The 20883-nt window shown below is 40.8% G+C and carries 17 protein-coding genes; 14 read left to right on the forward strand and 3 right to left on the reverse strand.

Annotated features, from left to right (window positions below):
• The first annotated feature begins 128 nt into the window (after positions 1-128).
• Positions 129-1253: a UDP-galactopyranose mutase gene (gene glf / locus FHY60_RS04305; RefSeq protein ID WP_139903761.1), complete on the forward strand. Its 1125-nt coding sequence runs from the start codon at positions 129-131 to the stop codon at positions 1251-1253.
• Positions 1254-1304: 51 nt separating this feature from the next.
• Here glf and FHY60_RS04310 read toward each other — a convergent pair whose 3' ends face one another.
• Positions 1305-2012 (reverse strand): hypothetical protein, encoded by a 708-nt coding sequence (locus tag FHY60_RS04310; RefSeq protein WP_139903763.1) that lies wholly within the window; start codon positions 2010-2012, stop codon positions 1305-1307.
• 267 nt (positions 2013-2279) lie between these two features.
• Between FHY60_RS04310 and FHY60_RS04315 the strand changes: the two genes are divergently transcribed.
• Positions 2280-3053, forward strand: coding sequence for a hypothetical protein (locus FHY60_RS04315; protein WP_139903765.1), 774 nt, complete (start codon positions 2280-2282; stop codon positions 3051-3053).
• 95 nt (positions 3054-3148) lie between these two features.
• Here the strand turns inward: FHY60_RS04315 and FHY60_RS04320 are convergent, their stop codons facing one another.
• Together FHY60_RS04320 and FHY60_RS04325 are read right to left on the reverse strand one after the other, a co-directional pair.
• Positions 3149-4090: an ImmA/IrrE family metallo-endopeptidase gene (locus FHY60_RS04320; protein WP_180375469.1), complete on the reverse strand. Its 942-nt coding sequence runs from the start codon at positions 4088-4090 to the stop codon at positions 3149-3151.
• A gap of 39 nt (positions 4091-4129) precedes the next feature.
• Positions 4130-4492, reverse strand: coding sequence for a helix-turn-helix domain-containing protein (locus FHY60_RS04325; protein ID WP_139903768.1), 363 nt, complete (start codon positions 4490-4492; stop codon positions 4130-4132).
• A gap of 168 nt (positions 4493-4660) precedes the next feature.
• On the opposite strand from FHY60_RS04325, the gene FHY60_RS04330 reads away from it, so the two are divergent.
• The 12 genes from FHY60_RS04330 to FHY60_RS04385 all read left to right on the forward strand — a co-directional run bounded on the left by FHY60_RS04330 (position 4661) and on the right by FHY60_RS04385 (position 20881).
• The gene (locus FHY60_RS04330) at positions 4661-4864 is read left to right on the forward strand and encodes a hypothetical protein (RefSeq protein WP_139903770.1); all 204 of its coding nucleotides are present in this window, start codon (positions 4661-4663) and stop codon (positions 4862-4864) included.
• Positions 4865-4924: 60 nt separating this feature from the next.
• A complete protein-coding gene (locus FHY60_RS04335; protein ID WP_139903772.1) occupies positions 4925-5539 on the forward strand; it encodes a sigma-70 family RNA polymerase sigma factor in 615 nt (204 codons plus the stop codon).
• 275 nt (positions 5540-5814) lie between these two features.
• Positions 5815-7479: an SGNH/GDSL hydrolase family protein gene (locus tag FHY60_RS04340; RefSeq protein WP_139903774.1), complete on the forward strand. Its 1665-nt coding sequence runs from the start codon at positions 5815-5817 to the stop codon at positions 7477-7479.
• A 142-nt stretch (positions 7480-7621) separates the two neighbouring features.
• The gene (locus FHY60_RS04345; protein ID WP_139903776.1) at positions 7622-8704 is read left to right on the forward strand and encodes a mannose-1-phosphate guanylyltransferase; all 1083 of its coding nucleotides are present in this window, start codon (positions 7622-7624) and stop codon (positions 8702-8704) included.
• An 89-nt stretch (positions 8705-8793) separates the two neighbouring features.
• Positions 8794-10965 (forward strand): cell wall-binding repeat-containing protein, encoded by a 2172-nt coding sequence (locus tag FHY60_RS04350; protein ID WP_139903778.1) that lies wholly within the window; start codon positions 8794-8796, stop codon positions 10963-10965.
• Positions 10966-11039: 74 nt separating this feature from the next.
• Positions 11040-12344 carry a cell wall-binding repeat-containing protein gene (locus tag FHY60_RS04355; protein ID WP_139903779.1) on the forward strand — a complete coding sequence of 435 codons (1305 nt, stop codon included), beginning with the start codon at positions 11040-11042 and terminating at the stop codon, positions 12342-12344.
• A 228-nt stretch (positions 12345-12572) separates the two neighbouring features.
• Positions 12573-13676: a DegT/DnrJ/EryC1/StrS family aminotransferase gene (locus FHY60_RS04360; protein WP_139903781.1), complete on the forward strand. Its 1104-nt coding sequence runs from the start codon at positions 12573-12575 to the stop codon at positions 13674-13676.
• 26 nt (positions 13677-13702) lie between these two features.
• A complete protein-coding gene (locus tag FHY60_RS04365; RefSeq protein WP_139903783.1) occupies positions 13703-15547 on the forward strand; it encodes a polysaccharide biosynthesis protein in 1845 nt (614 codons plus the stop codon).
• 150 nt (positions 15548-15697) lie between these two features.
• Positions 15698-17011: a nucleotide sugar dehydrogenase gene (locus FHY60_RS04370; RefSeq protein ID WP_163215997.1), complete on the forward strand. Its 1314-nt coding sequence runs from the start codon at positions 15698-15700 to the stop codon at positions 17009-17011.
• A gap of 67 nt (positions 17012-17078) precedes the next feature.
• Entirely contained in the window at positions 17079-18182 is a 1104-nt protein-coding gene (locus tag FHY60_RS04375) for a Gfo/Idh/MocA family protein (protein WP_139903787.1), read from the forward strand.
• A 1-nt stretch (position 18183) separates the two neighbouring features.
• Positions 18184-19362 carry a glycosyltransferase family 4 protein gene (locus FHY60_RS04380; RefSeq protein WP_139903788.1) on the forward strand — a complete coding sequence of 393 codons (1179 nt, stop codon included), beginning with the start codon at positions 18184-18186 and terminating at the stop codon, positions 19360-19362.
• A gap of 10 nt (positions 19363-19372) precedes the next feature.
• Positions 19373-20881, forward strand: a complete 1509-nt coding sequence (locus FHY60_RS04385; protein ID WP_163215994.1) for an O-antigen ligase family protein — start codon at positions 19373-19375, stop codon at positions 20879-20881.
• Positions 20882-20883 lie beyond the last annotated feature (2 nt).

Consider the following 20883-nt stretch of genomic DNA (forward strand, 5'->3'; position numbering starts at 1 on the left):
AAACATGGGTGCTTGTAAAATTCTGCGCAGAAAGCTAAAAGTTTCACTTACAAAATACATTTTCATTTTAAATTAATTTCGTAAATAATACGAAAATAATAAACTATAATAGAAAGAAGAGATTTATAATGTTAAAAAAATACGATTATTTAATCGTCGGCGCTGGCTTATTCGGCTCAGTCTTTGCTTATGAGGCAACTAGGTTAGGAAAGAAATGCCTGGTGATAGACCGTAGAAATCATATTGGCGGCAACGTTTATTGCGAGAATATTGAAGGTATTAATGTACATAAGTATGGTGCCCATATATTTCATACCAGTAACAAAAGAATTTGGGAATATGTTAATAGATTCGCTGAGTTTAATAGATACACAAATTCACCTATAGCAAATTATAAGGGTGAAATATATAATTTACCCTTCAATATGAATACATTTAATAAGCTTTGGGGAGTGTTTACTCCTGAAGAAGCGAAAAATAAAATTGAAGAACAGAGAAGAGAAGCTGGTATATCTGAACCGAAAAATTTAGAAGAACAGGCAATTTCATTAGTGGGTACAGATATTTATCAAAAGCTCATCCAAGGGTATACAGAAAAGCAATGGGGAAGAAGTGCCAAGGAGCTGCCGGCTTTTATAATTACCAGACTGCCAGTTAGATTTACTTATGATAATAACTATTTTAACGACAGATATCAGGGAATACCTGAAGGTGGCTACAATGTTATAGTAGAAAATATGCTTGAAGGTATAGAAGTAAGACTAAATACCGATTTTTTTAAGAATAGAGAGGAATTAGAAGGACTGGCTAATAAGATCGTTTTTACAGGAATGATAGATGAATTTTATAACTATAAATTCGGCAGATTGGAATACAGAAGCTTACGATTTGAACATGAAATATTGGATATGGATAATTATCAGGGAAATGCAGTAGTAAACTATACAGACAGAGAAACACCTTTTACTCGTATAATAGAGCATAAGCATTTTGAGTTTGGAACTCAAGAAAAAACTGTTATAACCAGGGAATATCCTGCTGAATGGGTACCAGGAGATGAGCCATATTATCCAATAAATGACGAGAAAAATAATGAATTATATAAGCAATACAAACAGCTGGCTGAAAAAGAAGAAAACATAATTTTCGGGGGCAGGCTGGCAGATTATAAGTATTATGATATGCATCATGTAATTTATCATGCCTTAAAAACTGTGGAAAAAGAATTTAATCTGGAAGATAAAATGGTATAAATTTACTGATAAAAGTAAAGTGAAATCCAGCAGTAAGATGGCTGTTGCCAACTAACTGCTGGAATTATTATTCTCTGTTTCCGTAGGAGCAGTACCGTTCTCCTCACCCTTATCTACCTGTTCCTCCTCAGTTTCAGGGGTTTCCGCAGCAGGATTATTGTTTTCAGGAATCTCTGCATTACCGCCGTTATCTGCCGGTGTATCCGCTGGAACGTCGGCGCTGTTGCCATTTGTACCATTACCGGTATTGCTGCTTGTTTCGCTGCTGCCCGCTTGGTCTGATGTATTGTCAGTATTACCGCTACCGGTATTTCCTCCGGCTGAAGGAGTATTAGTATTATTAGGAGTAACTGCCGCTTGATTATTGGCAGCTGAATTTCCAGCACTATTATTCGTACTATTATTTCCGTTATTAGTATTATTTGACGCATTATCCCCCTTTGCTGCAGCACCAGAACCTGTATTTGTATTTACTGTGGTGTTATTTACTCCTGTATGTACATCCTCATTGGCAGTCTGACTATCCTCAGCTTCTGAGTTTTCTTTATCCTCTGTGTCCACTTCTGTTTGTGTATTTGAATCCTCCTCAGCAGCATCTTCAACCTTGCTTAGGACTTTTTCTTCCTTCTTATCTAAAACCTTTGCAGCTTCCACTTCATTTGTTGCTTGTACAATTTTATTATTGTAATGACGGTTCATGACTATTATGGAACAGCCCACAAACAATGTAAGTACCACTGCAATAATTTTGGATTTCATAGAATTCACCTTCTTATAATTTGTTCTTGGAAAACCATTATTATATACATTATACAATATTAATACAATAAGTGAAAGACAGAATAAAACTGGAAAACTTATCATTATACATTATGGACCAATTTCAGGCAGCTTATTCAACCCACTGCCTTATATTAAACCTTCACAGGAAAAAATAAATCAAAAAATTTTCAAAAAACAAGGCAATTTCTCCTCAAATCGCATATTAAGTCTCATAAAATAAAGTTATTTTGAGGAGGAATTATAATGAGTCAACAAAAACAAATACAGGAAAAGTTTTGGCAGAATGAATTTGTCCTGGGGTTACAGCCGGAGGAAAGGTACTTTTATATGTATCTTATCACCAATACCATGACAAACCTCTGTGGAATATACAAGTTCAGTATTAAATTAGCAGAGCTTGAGACTGGCTTAGCTCCTGAGGTAATAGAAACACATCTCAAGACCTTTGAAAGTTATGGAAAGCTGATCATATCAAAGACAACTAAGGAAATCATGATCGTAAACTGGTTTAAACATAATTTTAAAGCCAACAAAAAGACCATAGGTGCCATAAATAAGGAACTCAAAGATGTGAAGGACAAAGAGTTCTTAAAGCTCCTTTATGAAATTTGTATACATAGACAGTATCCGGTAGAGGAGCTCTTTAATGGCATAATGACTGCAGATAAAATAAAGACAGAGCCTATAAGAGAAGAAGCAAAGCTTGATGTACAAGCTACATCTGCTGTAACTCCGGTGCAAGTAAAAGAGCCACAAGAGACTGTACAAGCTGTACCGGTGGAGAGTAAAGAAACTGAAGATATGATATTTACCGGTTTTGCAGATACTCCAACAAAACCGAAATCAAAAGGGCGGAAGAGGAAACGCAAGGAAGAAGTCATAGAAGAAAATGCAGCAGAGCTTGTGGATGGGACCTATTTTGATGATGACGATGAACCCTTTATAGGCATACCCATTGCCACCTGGTACTTCACCGACAGTGGAGGAGACAAGGAGCTTACAGCTGGCTCTCCTTGATAGATAAGGAGCTTTTGACCATAGCTAAAGAGAATAAAGAGAAACATCTGTAAATTTGTACACACAAATCTACAGATGCTTCTCACATGGACTTCTCACATGGACTTACTATGGTCTGCTATGTACAATTCTGCTTCCTCTTCCCAGCTCATAAGATACTTGTCCCTAAAGAATGTAGTAACTTGTCCGCATCTTGAACAATACCGGGCATTGCTGTCAGGACTGTAATCACACCTAGGGTCAGTGCACTCCTGATATAGGTAGGCACCGCATATACTGCAGCAGTGATCAGAGGAGCCTATATTTCCGTTGCCGCACCCTGGACAGATAAGAGCCTTATTCCTATACCCCAGTGGCACTCCGGCCCTATAGTTGATACCGTAGTAACCCAGCACCGGAGCCAAAACCTCTTCTCCGCAAAACTTACAATAGCTTTCTGCGGGGTTTATATCAAGGCGCCTGCAAACAGGACAATATCTGGCTTTTTCATTCAGGGTACGCCTTGGATCCTTCCGCAGCAGTGTAAATTTGTTCTCCTGCCTGGCAGGTGTTATAATCCTGGGTCTCTCCAACTTTGGCAGGCCTAGGTTTTCAATGCGGTATTTTACAGCCATCTCACCCACAAAGAAAAAATCAGAAAGGGCCCTTACATCCCCATGAAACTCGAAATACTTCTTGGCAAATAATTTTGGAGGCATCAAGGCATAGGCTGCACCCTCGTTGGCCTCCCACTCAATGCCAGGGTTTTGCTTGATAAAGCTGCTGTCAAAGCAAATTGCTTCACTATTGGGATGATACCAATAGTGGATCATTTCATGCATGCAGTCAAAATTCCGTCCTTTTTCAGACCGGAGGGCATTAAGGGCAATTCCACTACATTCTTTACCCCTGTAAAAAATTCCACCCATATTTATACTGGGGAATACTGTTATTTCAAGTATGACATCCGGAAACTTAGACTTTAACAGTTCAATAGAATTCAGCGGATAATCCCTATAGGTTATCCCAAGTTCCTTTAGTTTTTGACCAATCCTCATATATAGCCAAGTGCGTCTATTATACCCCTTTATACTCATCTATTTATCACGTCTCTTCTGAGCCTCCTCATCTCTTTGACGGGCTTTTATCAGCCAGTCAATAGCAAATTTCACATCTTCCGGTGTAAGACCGTTTTTCTGGGCTTCCTTTGCAACCCTCAGAAAACCCGGAGGAATTTTCAGCTCATCAAGCTTTCTAACATCAGTTTTACCCAGCAGATAATCTACAGATACGTCAAAGAATTCAGCAAAGGCCTCTAAGGCAGGCATTTCAGGAATCTGTATATCATTTTCGTATCTTGATATAGAACTCTTGTTGAGATAAAACATTTCAGCCAATTTTTCCTGAGTAAGCTTTCTTTCCATACGAAGTTGTTTGAATCTTGTGCCGAATGTTGTCATAAAATCACCTCCTAGCTATATGATAATATAAAAATTGCGTTAAAAGATACTAAAATTGCTTAAAGAGAAACAAATGTTAAATATTGTATTGACAAGTTGCTTTTAAAGCAATAATATTATATATAGAAAGTTGCTTATAAAGCAACAAAAATATATGGGGGTGGGAGTATGGTCATACAAGAACATGATGAATTCTATTGCAGGGCGGAAGTAATAGACAACAACGGAGGGAAACAAGTTATAAGGCAGGGAATACTAATAGACCTGTCCGACGACGATATGGAAGTACATTTAATAAATCTGAATACAGAGCAAAAGAATACTATGAGAAATATCATTCTAAAGGGATTTATATACTACAGCCAACAGTAATAACATATGAGAATGAACAAAAGCAAATAAGAAAAATGGACAAGTAAAGGAGGATGTAAAATGAATCACTATATGGATCACTATGAAATTGAAGCAGCTGTAATAAGGGCTAAAAATGGAGATCAAGCTGAACTCTTAAAGCTCATGGAACACTATAAACCCTTTATAATTAAAACTGCAAGAAGGTTTTACATAAAAAATTATGATTTGCATGACCTGATACAGATCGGTTATATTGCCGTCATGAATGCTGTGGCAAAATATAAAACAGGGTCTAACACCTTCACAAAATATGCCACCAAGGCCATAAAAAATTATATTGTACACACATTGGTGAAGAATTCAAAGTATAAAGATGAACTCAGCCTAAATATCAGCCTCATGCCGGAGGAAAATGCAGCGGAAGAATTCATTGACTATGTAGAGGGCGGGGAAGAACCGGAAAAGCTATTAGTGGCAAGAGAAGAAATAAGTAGCTTAAGAAAGGCCATTGCAGACCTCCCTGAGGATGAAAAGTCCCTGATTGTCAATGTATACTACAGGAAACTTCCCCTTACAACCTATGCGGTCAAAAATGGTCTAACCTACAAGCAGGCCAGACGAAGAAAAGACAAGGCTCTAAGAAGACTTAATTTTCTTTCTTTTACTATTCATGACAAACACCTTTCATTCTAAAAAGCTTCATTGTTATATTATACATTAATAACCATTGTTTACAATAATGCAGATATATTTTACCAAAGTGGTAACTTTAAGGTGCCCCAATACGTCTTATATATGGGGTATCCTTTACAGCAGGTACTATAGGCTGACAACTGCTGATACCAAAACCAAAGAGGAGGTGTTAGGGCAATTACCATTTTGTTTAAAAAATTTCTTTCATTTGGTATAATACATATAGGTATTGAGATATGTATGATGTACACAATAATTCAGGAGGTGACTAAATAATGAGAGTCAGAGCCAGAAACACAGCTTTTTTAATGCTCTTAATATTTATGATGGTCAATTTATTCACCGGCTTTTCGGTACAAGCCGCTGAGACTAGGTCAGACCTTTCCCCGGAGGAAATATACATGAAGGCCTATGTGGCTGTGAAAGCAGCCAGGGAAAATCAAAGCCAAAAGTCAATTGATGCTGCAAGAGAAGCGGCAGATAAGCTGGAGGCAACTATTTATAAGGACTATGCTAAGGAACTGGAGGACGAAGTCCAGCTCTTACAGAAGGGCTTAATGCAAAAGGCCATTGCCATGTACAATAACAATGCAGAAAACTTTAACGAAGAGGAAATAAATGAAACAAAGGCCCTGCTGGATGAGATGAGTACCTCCTCCGGCAGGGAAATCAGAAACTGGGCTGATAGCTTGAAAAATCAAACAAACTTATTACTCTACCATAAGGCTATAAAAGAAATAAGTGAAACTACATACTCCTTACCTAATGTACAAAACAGTGTAAAAGATAAAAAGAAACTTAAGATTGCCTTCTGGGGAGACAGTATTACGGAGGGAAGCGACATAGAGAAGGCTGAATCCTACGCAGAACTCTTTATAAAAGAAATACAGAACAGTCTCCCGGGTATAACGGTAGAACATAAAAATTTCTCCTTAGGGGCCAGAAATGCATTTTTAGCTTCCAGCTCCCAGTTTAAAGCCTTAAATCCCGAAACCAATGCAGTAGTTAACTTCTGGAGGTCTTGGGCAACAGTGGGGAAGACTTGGAAGGACCATGTTGTGGAATATAAACCGGACTTGCTCATCCTTGCCTTTGGCATGAATGATGTAACCAATAACCTATCCTCCTATAGTTTTATCAAGAACATCGATAACATTATGGATTATGTTAAGGTCAATTCACCAAACACAGATGTGGTTTTGGTTTCAACTATTACGCCAACTATGGACAAGACCCTTTATAAGCAAAACAACGAGTATACCATGCAGATTGCCCGTGCTACCAGAGAATATGCAAAGCTGAACAATATTCCCTTAATAGATGCCAACAGACTTTGGACAATATTGTTAAAGGGAGTAGACGAGTCAACTTATACGGAAAGGGAAGCGTATGGAATCAGCGACATCTCAGCAACCAGCTTCTATAACGGGGAACTGCAGGTAAGCCTGAGGGAATATGCCGATTTTGATAACAGTACGGATATTGTCCTTAGAGGCAGTGACACTGATGGGGGCCTTTTATTTAAGTTATATGAGAAAAACGGCAGAAATATTATTTCCCTGTATAGCATAGACAATGTACAGCAGGCACCCCTTATAGAATTCGTAAGTGTTGAGGCTAAAGATGTGAACACCATTAAGCTGGATGGGGCAGCCATAACCATTAATAATGAAAAGTTCATAATGTACAGGAATCTGCGAAATGGCTATGTAAGCTTCAAGCAAAATAGGGATAATATTGCTGATATATCCTTGAAATATGAAAAGCCGGTGCAGATGTCCCAGATCTATCAAGAGTCCTATATGTTAGGCTATACCAACTGGCATAGTTCCGGCAACGGCATAAATCATCCCACAGCCTTTGCTACACAGCTGGTCTATGTCAATGCCTACAAGCCCATAGTAAAAGCTGTTACCCAGCAAGGGGAAAATGGTAAATAATTTTCAGATTTATTGAAGAAAATACATATAGAACAGAAAAGGAAAAACCGCTGTGGCATGTTCACAGTGGTTTTTTATGATATAATAGTATGGAACGAGGTATTTGCTAAAAAAGGAAGCTAGCGAGAGGAGTTAGGAAACTATGCTGTGTGCTTTAATAATGGCTGGTGGAAAAGGCGAAAGGTTCTGGCCTTTGTCTACAGATCAGAGGCCCAAGCAGTTTTTAAACCTGCTGGGTGAAAAAACTATGATTCAGATGACAGTGGATAGGTTGAAAAAGCTTATTCCTATTGAAAGGATATTTGTAGTTACCGGAGAGATATATAAGGACTTAGTCTTAGACCAGCTGCCGGACTTGCCAGAGCAGAATATTATAGTGGAGCCAGTGGGAAGGAATACAGCCCCCTGTATAACCCTGTCAGCTCTGTACATAAATGAGATCTATAAGGATGCTGTGATAGCAGTGCTGCCTTCTGATCATTTAATTAAAGATGATAAGACGTTTTTGGGTATTATTGAAAGGGCTGAGCATTTTGTCAATGGAAATCCTGAGGCCATTGTTACTATAGGAATTTCTCCGGACAGGCCGGAAACCGGTTATGGCTATATCAGGTTTAATAAGGAATATGCTGAGGAAACTGAAAAAAGTGACGCAGCGGTTGATATGGAGTCCTTTAAGGTGCTTCCCGTAGAAGCCTTTGTAGAAAAGCCATCAAAGGCTGTGGCAGAGGCATATATTAAGGAAGGGAATTACCTGTGGAACGGAGGTATGTTTATCTGGAGTGTGGAGAACATACTAAACCTCACCAAGAGATATTTAAGTAACACCTATGACATACTGACAGCCATAGATACATCCTCAAGAGAAAATTTTATAAGGGACTGTTTCCAAAAGTATCCCTTAGTTGACAATATCTCTGTGGACTATGGCATAATGGAAAAAGCCCAAAGTATATATGTGATTCCCGGTGACTTTGGCTGGGATGATGTGGGCAGCTGGTTTGCCGTAGAACGGCACAGCCCCAAGGACCCCCAGGGCAATGTACTGAAGGGTCAGGTTAAAGCTCTCGACTGTAAAGGTAACCTGGTGGTGTCCAGCGGTAAGCCCATTGTCATGGCAGGGGTTGAAAATATGCTGGTGGTGGAAAGCGATGAAGTGATCTTTGTCTGTACCAAGAACCAAATTGACAGCTTAAGAGCTATAAAGAATGAAGTGCAGGATTAGCAGACCCAATCCTGCATCTTTTTTATATCTAAAATAATATATTTTTTAGTTGTGGAAAGTTAAGATTTTGTATAATATTAATATAACTAATGAAAAGAAAGGTGGTTATAGCGTTGATAAGACCTAAAAGGACTGCTGCAATTATTACAATTTTGGCTTTGCTGACAATGGCGCCTAAGACAATGGGCTTTGACAGCGGCAACATGGTGCTGGCCTCAGACCAGGTTTATGTGGAAAGCTGCACCACCATAGAGTCCCCTGTTATTTTGGACAAGCTTCCGGAAAACCAGATTGTACATTATAGTACTGCTGCGCCCCTAAATTCCTACAAAGGGGCTGCTGGAGTTACTATCAGGAGTTATTCCACTGCCTATAAGGATACAGCAAAGCTTAAGGCAGTATACGACGAACTAATGAAAAACACCATAGGACCCGAGATTTCTTATCTGTCTTATATTGATCTGATACCGGATTATCCCAGGGGGAGAGGCACTGCTGGCATGTGGTATGGTCAGTGGACAAGTACCAATAAGCTGTCCCCGGGGAGGAAAATTGAAATCTTCGGCGTTGATGAAATATCCTTTGAAAGCCTGGCTTCAGTCCTGTCCCATGAATATGGACATCATTTTACCTATTATCATCTGCTGAACAAAGAAGGAAAGACCCCCAGCAGCTCCTCCAGCGGCTTCTACAAGTTAAGAAACCTTGGTTCCTATGGCCCCATCTCTTCCGGCTATCATGAATGGGAGCCGGGAGAAATAGCGGCGGAGGATTACAAACAGCTCTTTGGAAGCCCAACGGCCAAGGTAAGTTATCAGTTTTATGATGTGAGAGATAAGGTTGAAAGCAGGCAGGAGAATTATTATTATTCCAGCTCCATGTTTAATTTCTGGCCCCAGGAAAACTATTATCTGCCCCTGGCCTGGCAGGTAAGTGGTCTTTATTCATACTGGACAAACCTCTCCGGAGTTAAGCCGGTAAATAAAGTACCGCCTTCTGCGCCGGTATTAACCTTATCAAAGGTGGAGAAAATAAATACTGTCTTTGGAACTAAGACAAGCGCAACCCTATCCTGGACAAAGAGCGTGGATGATACCACTGAGGATATGGAATACACTGTAGTATATTTTGAAGATAATATGAATTATCCGGAAGCGCCAGGAATCTACGCACCTATAAGGACTACTACTGACTCCAGGGGCAGAGATGCTGTTATTGGAACTTACTCAAAAGGGAGCTGGTCCTACACCGATGCTGTTTTAAGTTCAAAGGTGACGGTGAGGGTTTATGCAAAGGATGAGGATGGAAATATTGTAGCTTCTAATGATTTAAAACTGGATCCGGCAAATTTAGTACCTGCTGTTACCAAGGACTATGTCAGAATCGCGGGGGACAATAGGTACAGCACCTCCCTGAAGCTGTCTCAGACAGGTTGGACAGGAACCTCTGATACTGTAATATTGGCCACAGGGGCGAATTTTCCTGACGCCTTAAGTGCAGCACCCCTGGCAAAGAAGTACAATGCACCTATACTACTGACCGATGGGAAAAAACTTTCAGCGGACATAGAAAATGAGCTAAAGAGATTGTCTGTAAAAAATATCTTTGTCATAGGGGGCACGGGAGTAATCTCCAGCGATATTGTCATATATCTCAGGGAAAAGGGCTATACCGTAATAAGACTGGGAGGCCAGAACAGGTATGAGACTTCCATAGAGATTGCAAAACACCTGGGTAACTTCGATAAAATAGTAGTGGCTACAGGAAGTTCTTTCCCAGATGCCTTGTCCATAGCACCCTATGCAGCCAGCGAAGGCATGCCAATTTTGCTGACCACCACAGAAAAGCTGCCAGATTCCGTAGCAAAATTCATTGATTCCAGGAACATAAGCAAGACCTATGTCATTGGGGGAACAGGGGTTGTGTCAGATGCGGTTAAAAACTCCCTGCCCAATGCGGAAAGAATCTCCGGCAGCGACCGCTATGAGACAAACCATGCCGTATTACAGCGCTTTGATGGTGATTTCAGCTGCAGTTTATTATATGTGGCCACTGGTGATAACTTCCCGGATGCACTTTCCGGTTCTGCCCTGGCGGCATTGACCAAGTCACCCATAGTCTTAACCAACAGCAGCAAGATGCAGATGGCAAAGAGTTTCGTAAGCAGCAAGTTTGATAAGATATCAAAGGTTAACTTCATCGGTGGTGACGGAGTAATTTCCAGTGCTGATTTGCTTGAGATTATAACTAAGCAACAGTAATAAATTATAGAGTTTAAAATACTTATTGTAGGTTAGATGAGATTGTGAATGGTGTACGAATGGAGGAATGAATAATGAAAAGAAAAATTTCAATATTATTATTTGCCTTACTTCTGATACAGCTGTTTACCATTGAAAGCCCAAGTGTCTATGCAGAGGCTGAAACTGAGACTAATACGGTAAAGATTGTTACAGCTTTTCCTGAAGATACTTATACTGAGGTTCCTGTAAGTACACCTGTATATTTTGAGTTTGACCGTGAGGTCAGTGCCGGTCCAGGAATTGCACAGGTAACTTTGAAAAATGGAAGTGGACAAACCATCCCCCTGGATTATTTAATAGAAGGTAAGGAAGCTGTTTTCTATCAAAGCAGTTCAAATTTACAGTATACAACTGCTTATACAATTAATATGCCAAAGGATGCAATAGTTGATTCTCAGGGAAATTTTTTAGAAGCAGACTATGCTGCTAAGTTTACAACAGATAAAGAATACACAGTTCTTGGGGGTGCAGACCGTTATGAGACCAGCATAAAAATCTCACAAAAGGGCTGGCCGGATAATTCCGATTACGCAGTACTTGCAACGGGAGCTAATTTTCCGGATGCCCTGAGTGCAGCACCACTGGCAGCAAAATATTCTGCTCCAATCCTGCTGGTTAAGTCTGCTGCCTTAGCCCCGGACCTAGAAGCAGAACTTAATAGGCTGGGCGTTAAAAATGTATTCATCGTAGGGGGGATCGGTGCGGTTTCTCAACAGATTGAGAATACCCTGAAGGCTAAGGGCATAGGCGTTAAAAGATTAAGCGGTAAAGATAGATATGAGACTTCCATAGCTATTGCCAGGGAGTTGGATGTAAACAGTGATACAACTGTATTTTTAACTACCGGAGCTAACTTCCCGGATGCCTTGTCTATAGCTCCAATTGCAGCGGCAAAACAGATGCCGATTATTTTGACAGAAAAGACAAAGCTTCCTGATGCAGCAAAGCAGTTCTTTGCAGAAACTAAGATCAGTAAGGTATATACAATTGGCGGTTACGGTGCAGTAGCCCTTGCCCCCGGACAATTGACAACCACTTGGGAGAAGAGAATTGAGGGAGCCAACAGATATGAAACAAACCTGAATGTATTGGCAGAGTTTGCTGATGAGTTGAGCTTTACCTATACCTTCTTTGCCACTGGCCAGAACTTCCCGGATGGCCTGGCAGGATCAGCTTTGGCTGGCCTAGCCATTGCACCGGTAATCCTGGCAGAGCCTAATATGCCTCAGAATGTAGTAGATGAATTAAGATATGTTAAGGAATATATGAACCATAAGTTCCTGCTGGGTGGAGACAGTGTGGTGCCGAGAAAAACTGTAGAAAAAATTACTAAATAATTTTTCCTAATGAGTAATGATGAATGAGTAATGAGTAATTAAGGTGGAAATTCAGTCTGTGGGCTGAATTTCTTTCTTTTTTATGTATCTTTACTGAATAAGGAGCGTAGCTATTTAGCCTATAGCATTGGACAAATAAATCTGTTTACAGTATAATATTTACGTCAATAATAGCTGATGATGGCAATGTAAAAGTTACTACATCAGATTTCTTAAGGAGATGTTAATATGAAGGTTGATCTGCTGGATTTGACTACACAGTATCATATGTTGCAGGATGAAATTGACAAGGCCATTAAAGAGGTTTTAGAAGCCGGTCATTTTATTATGGGACCAAATGTCAGGAAGTTAGAAGAAGAAATTGCACAGTTTTCAGGGGTTAAGCATGCCATTGCGGTTGCTAACGGAACCGATGCCCTGATGCTGACCTTAAAAGCCTTGGACATAAAGGAAGGGGATGAAGTTATCACGACGCCCTTTACATTTTTTGCTTCTGCAGAAACTACCTCAGTGGTTGGGGCTACACCGGTGTTTGCTGATATAGATGAAAAGACTTTAAACATTGACCCCGAAAGTATAGAAAAAGTTATCACAGAAAAGACCAAGGCTATAATACCTGTACATATATTTGGACAAATGGCTGATATGGACCCAATTATGGCCATTGCAAAAAAGCATAATTTATATGTTATAGAGGATTCAGCTCAGGCCATAGGCGCTGAGTATAAGGGTAAGAGAGCAGGCTCCATAGGTATAGCCGGAACCTATTCCTTCTTCCCGACTAAAAACCTGGGCTGCTACGGTGACGGCGGCATGATTGTCACCAATGATGATGAGCTGGCTGCAAAGCTGAGACTACTGAGGGCTCACGGCAGCAATAAGAAATACCATCACTCCATCATAGGTCATAACAGCAGACTGGATGAAATTCAGGCAGCCATATTAAGAGTGAAGTTGAAATATCTGGATAAGTGGACAGAGCTTAGAAGAAAAAACGCCCACTATTATAACAGCCTGCTGCAGGGGCTGGAGGTCATCACCCCCTATGAGGCTCCGGAGTGCAAGCATGTATTCCATCAATATGTAATAAGAGTAAAGGACAGAAATGGCCTTGAAAAATACCTGAATGAAAATGGAGTATCTACAGCAGTGTACTATCCTTTGGCGGTACACCTTCAGGAGGTATATAAAGACCTTGGCTATAAGGCTGGAGATTTGCCGGTTTCAGAAAAGGCTTGTGAGATGAGCCTTGCCCTGCCCATGTTCCCGGAACTGACAGAGGAACAACAGCAGTATGTAACAGATAGGATTAAGGAGTACCTCTCAAAATAAAGATATAGATTAGAGGGAATTAAGTTATGAGAAAAATTAGTAGATTTGTTTATAGTGATGCTGTTCTTATTGTATTATCACTATTCGGTTCATTTTTGCTGCGCTTTGACTTTGGTATTGACCGGGATTACCATGGATATTTACACCTTATAGTTTGGTCCATACTGCCTGTAATAATATTTACCATAATCTTTAATAAGATTTTTAACTTATATAACAGTATCTGGAGGTATGCTTCCATAGAGGAACTGCTCTCTGTTATATACTCCACTACTGCCAGCAATATAGGTTTTATAGTTTATAATTATTTTGTAAACTATAAACTGCTGAAGGCAAGTTATTACAGGTTTCCTTTTTCTGTGCATATAATTTTCTGGCTGTTAAGTATAGCCCTCCTGGGAGGAAGCAGGTTTTTGTACCGCATCTTTCTCAACAGGGATAGGAGAATAGCCAAAGACGGAAAGAGAAAGCTCCTCATCATCGGAGCAGGAGATGCGGCAGTAATGCTCATCAAGGAAATTCTCAGCCACAAGGAACTGAACTATCAAATAGCAGGCTTAATTGATGATGATGTAAATAAGCTTAACAAGACCATCAGCGGAGTTAAGGTTCTGGGCAACAGGGAGGACATAGAAAATATATGCAGAAAATATAAGATTGAAGATATCATTGTGGCAATACCTTCTGCAGATCAGAAGACAAAGAAGGACATCTATAACAGGTGTAAAAATACAAAGTGCAAGCTGAAGACCCTGCCGGGCATCTATGAACTCATAGACAATAAGGTCAACATCAGAGAGTTAAGAGATGTGAATATAGAGGACTTATTGGGCCGGGAAGAGGTCAGGCTAAATAACGAGGTAATTAAAAAGTATGTGGAAAATTCCGTTGTCCTGGTAACCGGCGGCGGTGGGTCCATAGGTTCGGAGCTGTGCAGGCAGCTGGTGCAGTTTAAGCCTGAAAAGCTCTTGATACTGGATATCTATGAAAACGGCGCCTACAACCTGCAGATGGAACTTATGTATAAGTACCCAAAGATGAAAATAGAAGTGCTCATAGCCTCCATAAGAGAGAGGGAGAGACTGGAAGCTATTTTTCAGCAGTATAGGCCTTCTGTAGTCTTTCATGCAGCGGCCCACAAGCATGTGCCCTTAATGGAGGATAATCCGTCGGAAGCTGTAAAAAATAATATTATCGGTACCTATAATCTGTTAAAGTGCTGTGACAGGTATAGGGTGAAGAAATTTGTTCAGATAAGTACTGATAAGGCAGTAAACCCCACAAATATCATGGGGGCCACCAAGAGATTCTGTGAAATAATGGTGCAGGCCTTTGACAAGGTCAGTGGCACCGAATACGTTGCAGTGAGGTTTGGCAACGTGCTGGGCAGTAACGGCAGCGTTATTCCGCTGTTTAAGGAGCAAATTGCCAGAGGTGGTCCGGTTACCGTAACCCATCCTGAGATTAACAGGTTCTTCATGACCATACCGGAGGCGGCCCAGCTGGTTATCCAGGCCGGAGCCATGGCCCGGGGGGGAGAGATTTTCGTCTTGGATATGGGGCAGCCGGTTAAAATTGCAGATCTGGCTCGGGACCTCATCATCCTGTCCGGCCTTAAGCCCGATGAAGATATAAAGATAGAGTATACAGGGCTGAGAAAGGGCGAAAAGCTCTATGAGGAACTGCTTATGAGTGAAGTGGCCCTCACCAGCACAGAGCACGAAAAAATCTTCGTAGAAAAGCCCATGGAGTACAGTATGAATTACATCGAAAGCTCCATAGAGGAATTCAGCCAGGTAGTTAAAGGCAGTAAGGAAGACATCTTTAAGCTTATGGAAGCCAAAGTCCCAACCTACAAGAGAAAGAATTAAAAATGGGATCCTTCTGCGTCCTCCGTGGATTCAGTGTCTTCCGTGATTAATTTTTGCCATATGTCAAATCAGCAACAAAAAGGTTTGACGTCGTATAAAAGTAGAGGTACAATTTAACTGTTTGTGAGTTATTAATTAGGAGGTACAATCATGTCCGCTAAAGAAATACTTTTGGATAAGATAAAGAGAAAAACAGCAACCATAGGTGTTGTAGGTTTAGGCTATGTTGGTTTACCCTTGGCAGTGGAAAAGGCTAAGGCCGGTTACAGGGTAATTGGATTTGATGTTCAGGATAAAAAGGTTCAAATGGTCAATGAAGGCCATAATTATATAGGTGATGTTGTGGACGCTGAGCTTGCAGAGCTGGTTAAGGAAGGCAGACTGAGAGCTACAACAGATTTCTCTTTTGTTAAGGATGTAGATGCGGTTGCTATAGCTGTACCCACTCCTCTGGATAAATTTAAACAGCCGGATGTATCTTATGTGGTGAATTCAACAAAGAGTATAGCAAAGTATATACATAAAGGCATGCTGGTAGTACTGGAAAGTACCACCTATCCGGGAACTACAGAGGAAATAGTAAAGCCTATCTTGGAAGAGTCCGGCTTAAAGTGCGGAGAAGACTTCTTCCTGGCCTTCTCACCGGAAAGAGTGGACCCAGGTAATAAGCAGTTTAAAACTAAGAATACTCCAAAGATTGTAGGCGGTATTACACCGGATTGTACAGAGGTTGCTGCTGCCATGTATGAAAATGTGCTGGAAGGTACCATTCACAGGGTATCCTCACCGGCAGTGGCTGAGATGGAGAAGATCTTGGAGAATACCTTCAGACATATCAACATTGGTCTTGTAAATGAAATGGCTATTCTCTGTAAGAGAATGGGTATAGACATCTGGGAAGTTATTGATGCTGCTAAGACAAAGCCCTATGGCTATATGGCCTTTTATCCGGGCCCGGGACTTGGCGGCCATTGTATACCACTGGATCCCTTCTACCTGACCTATAAGGCCAGAGAATATGACTATCATACAAGGCTCATAGAAACAGCAGGGGAAATCAATGATTTCATGCCTGAGTTCGTGGTGGATAATGCAATGAAGCTCCTGAACGTGGAAAAGAAAGCCCTGAACGGAGCAAAGGTGCTATTATTAGGTGTAGCCTATAAAAAGGATATAGATGACTATAGAGAATCTCCAGCCCTGAAGGTTATTGAGCACCTGGAAGCAGGAGGGGCAGAGGTTATAATAAACGATCCTTATATTCCAAAGTTCAGGCACGGCGGTAAGGAATATTTCTCTGTGCCTTGGGAAGAGGCTATTGCTGATGCTGATATGGTAATTATAACCACCGACCATAGCGATTATAATTATGAAGCAATAGTGGAAAGAGCAAAAATTGTATATGATACAAGAAATGCCACAAAGGAAGTTAAAACTAACAGAAAAAAAATTCATAAGTTATAAGGGAGTTAGGCATACATGTGAATGTATGCCTAATTGCTAGTATTTGTTTGAGGAAGGTGTTGTACTGATGAGTAAATTAAGATTTGCCATAATTGGTTGTGGAAGAATATCCTATAAGCACGTGGAGGCTTTGGTTAAAAATAAAGAAGAAGCAGTACTTACTGCAGTATGTGATATTATAGAAGCAAATGCCCTGGCTAAGCAGAAAGAATACATTGAAAGCATGGCAGGAGAGGTAAAAGTAGGGGTATATACAGACTACAAAGAAATGTTAGACAGAGAAGACATTGATGTGGTTACCATAGCCACAGAAAGCGGCTACCATCCTGAAATAGCCATCTACTGCATGAATAAGGGAAAGCATGTTATTGTGGAAAAGCCAATGGCCCTATCCACAAAGGATGCTGCAGAAATGATAGAATGTGCCAGGGAAAACAAGGTAAAGCTCTGCGTGAGCCATCAAAACCGCTTCAACAAGCCCATCCAGCAGCTTAGAAAGGCTGTGGAGGCCGGAAGGTTCGGTAAGCTCATCAGCGGTACCGCAAGAATATTGTGGAACAGAAACATGGGTTACTATCAGCAGGCTCCTTGGAGGGGAACCTGGAAGCTGGACGGAGGTACCCTGATGAACCAGTGTATCCATGATATAGACTTGCTGCAATGGATGCTGGGTGGCGAAGTTGACACAGTTTACGCCCAGTGTGATACCTTTATCAGAGATATTGAGGGGGAAGACTTTGGCGCAATCATTATAAGATTTAAGAACGGGGCCATAGGAATAGTTGAAGGAACGGCCTGCGTGTATCCTAAGAACCTGAAGGAAACCTTGGATATCTTCGGAGAAACCGGAACTGTGTCTATAGGCGGCCTGGCGGTAAACCGAATGGAAGCCTGGAGGTTTGCGGATGATTTGGACAGTGAGGCAGAAATCTTAAAGGCCCAGGAAGGGGACCCGGATTCTGTGTATGGACATGGACATACCCCCCTGTTTAAGGATATGATAGATGCAGTCAGGAACAACAGAGAGCCCCTTATTAATGGTGAAGAGGGCAGCAAGGGAATGTCAATAATACTTGCGGCCTACAAGTCAAGGCTCACCGGACAGCCGGTGAAGTTCCCCCTGGGAGACTTTTCAACCTTAGATATGTCAGAGGCTTTACAGGAGAAATAATATGGGACCATTACATGTACTAGTAATTCCGTCCTGGTACCCTACAGCTGAGAATGAAATAACAGGCTCCTTTTTTAAGGAGCAGAGTGAAGCACTTTTGGATCTTGGCATTAAAGCAGGGGTAATATATCCCGAGATCAGACCAATTTCATCCTTTAACATAAAGGCACTTCGCAAGAATCACTTTCAGATAAGGACCTATGAGGAAAATGGGATAAATGTGATCAGAATGCACGGGTGGAATAAGTTTCCCAAACTTCCTGAGAGAGAAGGCAGGTATTGGATAACCCAGGCCTTAAAGCTCTTTGATATCTATGGAGAAAAGTTTGGAATGCCGGATATAATTCATGCCCACAGCGCCCTATGGGGAGGCTATGCGGCTTGTTTGATTTCACAAAAATATGATATACCCTATGTAGTTACTGAACATTCTTCTGCCTTTGTTTTGCGGAATATAGAAGAATGGAGGGCTGCCTATGCAGTTAAAGCTTTTGAAAGGGCTGGTGAAGTCTTAGCAGTAAGTAAGTTTTTTGCGGACAGCTTAAAGCATTACACAGCCAGGAAAATAGGAGTAATACCCAATATGGTAGACACAGGCCTGTTTCATCCGGCAGAGGGAGATAGGGGGCAGGCTTCAGAAGGTTTTCAGTTCTGCTCTGTAGCTGGCTTGAACAAGAATAAGGGCATGGACCTGGTTATACGGGCCTTTGCCCAAGCTTTTGAAGACCAGCCTCATATTAAATTGGCTATAGGCGGCAAGGGGCCGGAGCTGCAAAACTTAAAAGACCTTATAGCTGAAAAACATTTAGAGCATAGGGTAACTCTGCTGGGAGCCTTATCAAGAAGTGAAGTGAGCAGGCTTATGCGGGAAAGCCAGTGTTTTGTTCTGGCCAGCCAGTACGAAACCTTCGGCGTGGTGGTAATAGAGGCCTTAGCCAGCGGCCTGCCTGTGGTATGCACCAGATGCGGCGGACCGGAGGAAGTGGTAAAGGAAGGTCTGGGCCTTTTGGTGGAAAAAGATGATGCAGGTGCCTTAGCCCGGGGAATGAAAATCATATATGACAACTACCGGACCTATGACAGAGCATATATCAGGGCCTATGCTGCCAATAACTATGGGAGACACATGGTTGTTAAGAATTTAGAAAACGTATATAGAGAAGTATTGAAAGATAGATAGGGGCATGGATATGAATAAGGATATAATAAAGAAGTATGGTGTGTTTTTGCTGATGATTGCTTTGGTAATTATAAATGCTATCAGGGAACCGGGCCAGATATTTGCTCACGGTTTTGCGGCAGTGTATTTATTTATAATTGCCTTCAGATTTTCTAAGGACAATAGGGACTTTACCTATTATTCAGTAATACTGCTGAGTTTGATGGGAAGTTCCCTGGTAATTCAGTTACCCAGGGGATATAGTGCATATTTCGCCTATGCAGCCATACTGATTTATTTGATTATAGTTGCTAAAGAGTTTATTTTAAACCTGAAGAATATTACAAGGGTCCATAAAAATAAGTTCTACTTATTCCTTGTGATCTTCCTGGTATACTTTTTTTGCAGTTCCGTGTATGCAATTTTCTTCAATAGAACAGAATACACACTTAGTATGATGGTGGCTTACCTATACTCCTTTGCACTATTTTTTTGTATTGTTTATGAGAACTCAAAAAAGGAAAGAAGAAACAGTACTTTTAAATTGCTCTATACTGTGTTTATCGGTATTTTGTTAGCAGGAACCTTACAGATGCTTGGCTTTAGATTGGGCTTAGCAGATAAATATACAGCCTTAGGCATAGATTTTGACATCTATAAGCACTTTAAGCATACACCGGAAGTATTCTTCTTTAATCCAAACAACTATGCAGTATATCTGGTACTGAATATGGTCTATATAATTGCAGACAGATTCTATAATTTTCTGGGTATAAGTAAAAAGTGGTTTTTACCTGTTTTTATACTGACTCAGGTTCAGATTATATTTACAGCCAGCAGAATAAATTGGATTATGTGGGTTGGACTACCTGTGACCTACCTAGTGGCTTCAATGATAGAGAGAAGGAAGAGGGAGACCTTTGCAGGCTTCAGGATCCTTGCCTTATCCATGTGTGTATTTTTACTCTTAGCCTTTACACCCTTTGTTTCAGGCTACTATGGCAAGATAAAAAGTATAAAGGCTGTTAAACTGGTATATGTATGGTTGTACGGGAACAAGACCTTGGAACAGGAATTGATGTATCAGAATCAACTGCCTAAAATAGGAGAGGGCGGTTCGGAAAATCAAAGATACACCCTTATATATAATGTAGTAAAGGGAGTATTTTACGATAAAAATTATCTGGGTTTTGGCCCCGGAAATACCTTTGATTATATAAAACAACAGGGCAACACCTATGGAGAAGTGAATGTACACTCCCATTGGTTTGAGGTCCTGGGGGATTTTGGAGTGCTTATATTCACCTATTATCTATACTTTTATGCTGCCTTATTATGCTTGTTGTACAAGGCAGTCAGAAAGGATACCTGGGATGAAGGCTATCCATACTATAAGTCCTTATTTATTACTGCATTTTTACTTATAGGCCTTGTATTTTCTCCAAGTTCCGTGCTGGGATTTGGACCCTTCTGGATCTTCTTTGGCCTATGCGTAGTTACAGCAGCAAAATATAACAATAGAAAGGTTTCTGGAAATTAATT

This window comes from Clostridium thermarum, assembly GCF_006351925.1.
Taxonomy (GTDB): Bacteria; Bacillota; Clostridia; order Clostridiales; family Clostridiaceae; genus Clostridium_AU; species Clostridium_AU thermarum.

Bases quoted from the DNA above. Each gene is read 5' to 3' on its own strand.
- glf (WP_139903761.1), top strand. From the start codon at position 129: ATGTTAAAAAAATACGATTATTTAATCGTCGGCGCTGGCTTATTCGGC.
- FHY60_RS04310 (WP_139903763.1), bottom strand. From the start codon at position 2,012: ATGAAATCCAAAATTATTGCAGTGGTACTTACATTGTTTGTGGGCTGT.
- FHY60_RS04315 (WP_139903765.1), top strand. From the start codon at position 2,280: ATGAGTCAACAAAAACAAATACAGGAAAAGTTTTGGCAGAATGAATTT.
- FHY60_RS04320 (WP_180375469.1), bottom strand. From the start codon at position 4,090: ATGAGGATTGGTCAAAAACTAAAGGAACTTGGGATAACCTATAGGGAT.
- FHY60_RS04325 (WP_139903768.1), bottom strand. From the start codon at position 4,492: ATGACAACATTCGGCACAAGATTCAAACAACTTCGTATGGAAAGAAAG.
- FHY60_RS04330 (WP_139903770.1), top strand. From the start codon at position 4,661: ATGGTCATACAAGAACATGATGAATTCTATTGCAGGGCGGAAGTAATA.
- FHY60_RS04335 (WP_139903772.1), top strand. From the start codon at position 4,925: ATGAATCACTATATGGATCACTATGAAATTGAAGCAGCTGTAATAAGG.
- FHY60_RS04340 (WP_139903774.1), top strand. From the start codon at position 5,815: ATGAGAGTCAGAGCCAGAAACACAGCTTTTTTAATGCTCTTAATATTT.
- FHY60_RS04345 (WP_139903776.1), top strand. From the start codon at position 7,622: ATGCTGTGTGCTTTAATAATGGCTGGTGGAAAAGGCGAAAGGTTCTGG.
- FHY60_RS04350 (WP_139903778.1), top strand. From the start codon at position 8,794: ATGAAAAGAAAGGTGGTTATAGCGTTGATAAGACCTAAAAGGACTGCT.
- FHY60_RS04355 (WP_139903779.1), top strand. From the start codon at position 11,040: ATGAAAAGAAAAATTTCAATATTATTATTTGCCTTACTTCTGATACAG.
- FHY60_RS04360 (WP_139903781.1), top strand. From the start codon at position 12,573: ATGAAGGTTGATCTGCTGGATTTGACTACACAGTATCATATGTTGCAG.
- FHY60_RS04365 (WP_139903783.1), top strand. From the start codon at position 13,703: ATGAGAAAAATTAGTAGATTTGTTTATAGTGATGCTGTTCTTATTGTA.
- FHY60_RS04370 (WP_163215997.1), top strand. From the start codon at position 15,698: ATGTCCGCTAAAGAAATACTTTTGGATAAGATAAAGAGAAAAACAGCA.
- FHY60_RS04375 (WP_139903787.1), top strand. From the start codon at position 17,079: ATGAGTAAATTAAGATTTGCCATAATTGGTTGTGGAAGAATATCCTAT.
- FHY60_RS04380 (WP_139903788.1), top strand. From the start codon at position 18,184: ATGGGACCATTACATGTACTAGTAATTCCGTCCTGGTACCCTACAGCT.
- FHY60_RS04385 (WP_163215994.1), top strand. From the start codon at position 19,373: ATGAATAAGGATATAATAAAGAAGTATGGTGTGTTTTTGCTGATGATT.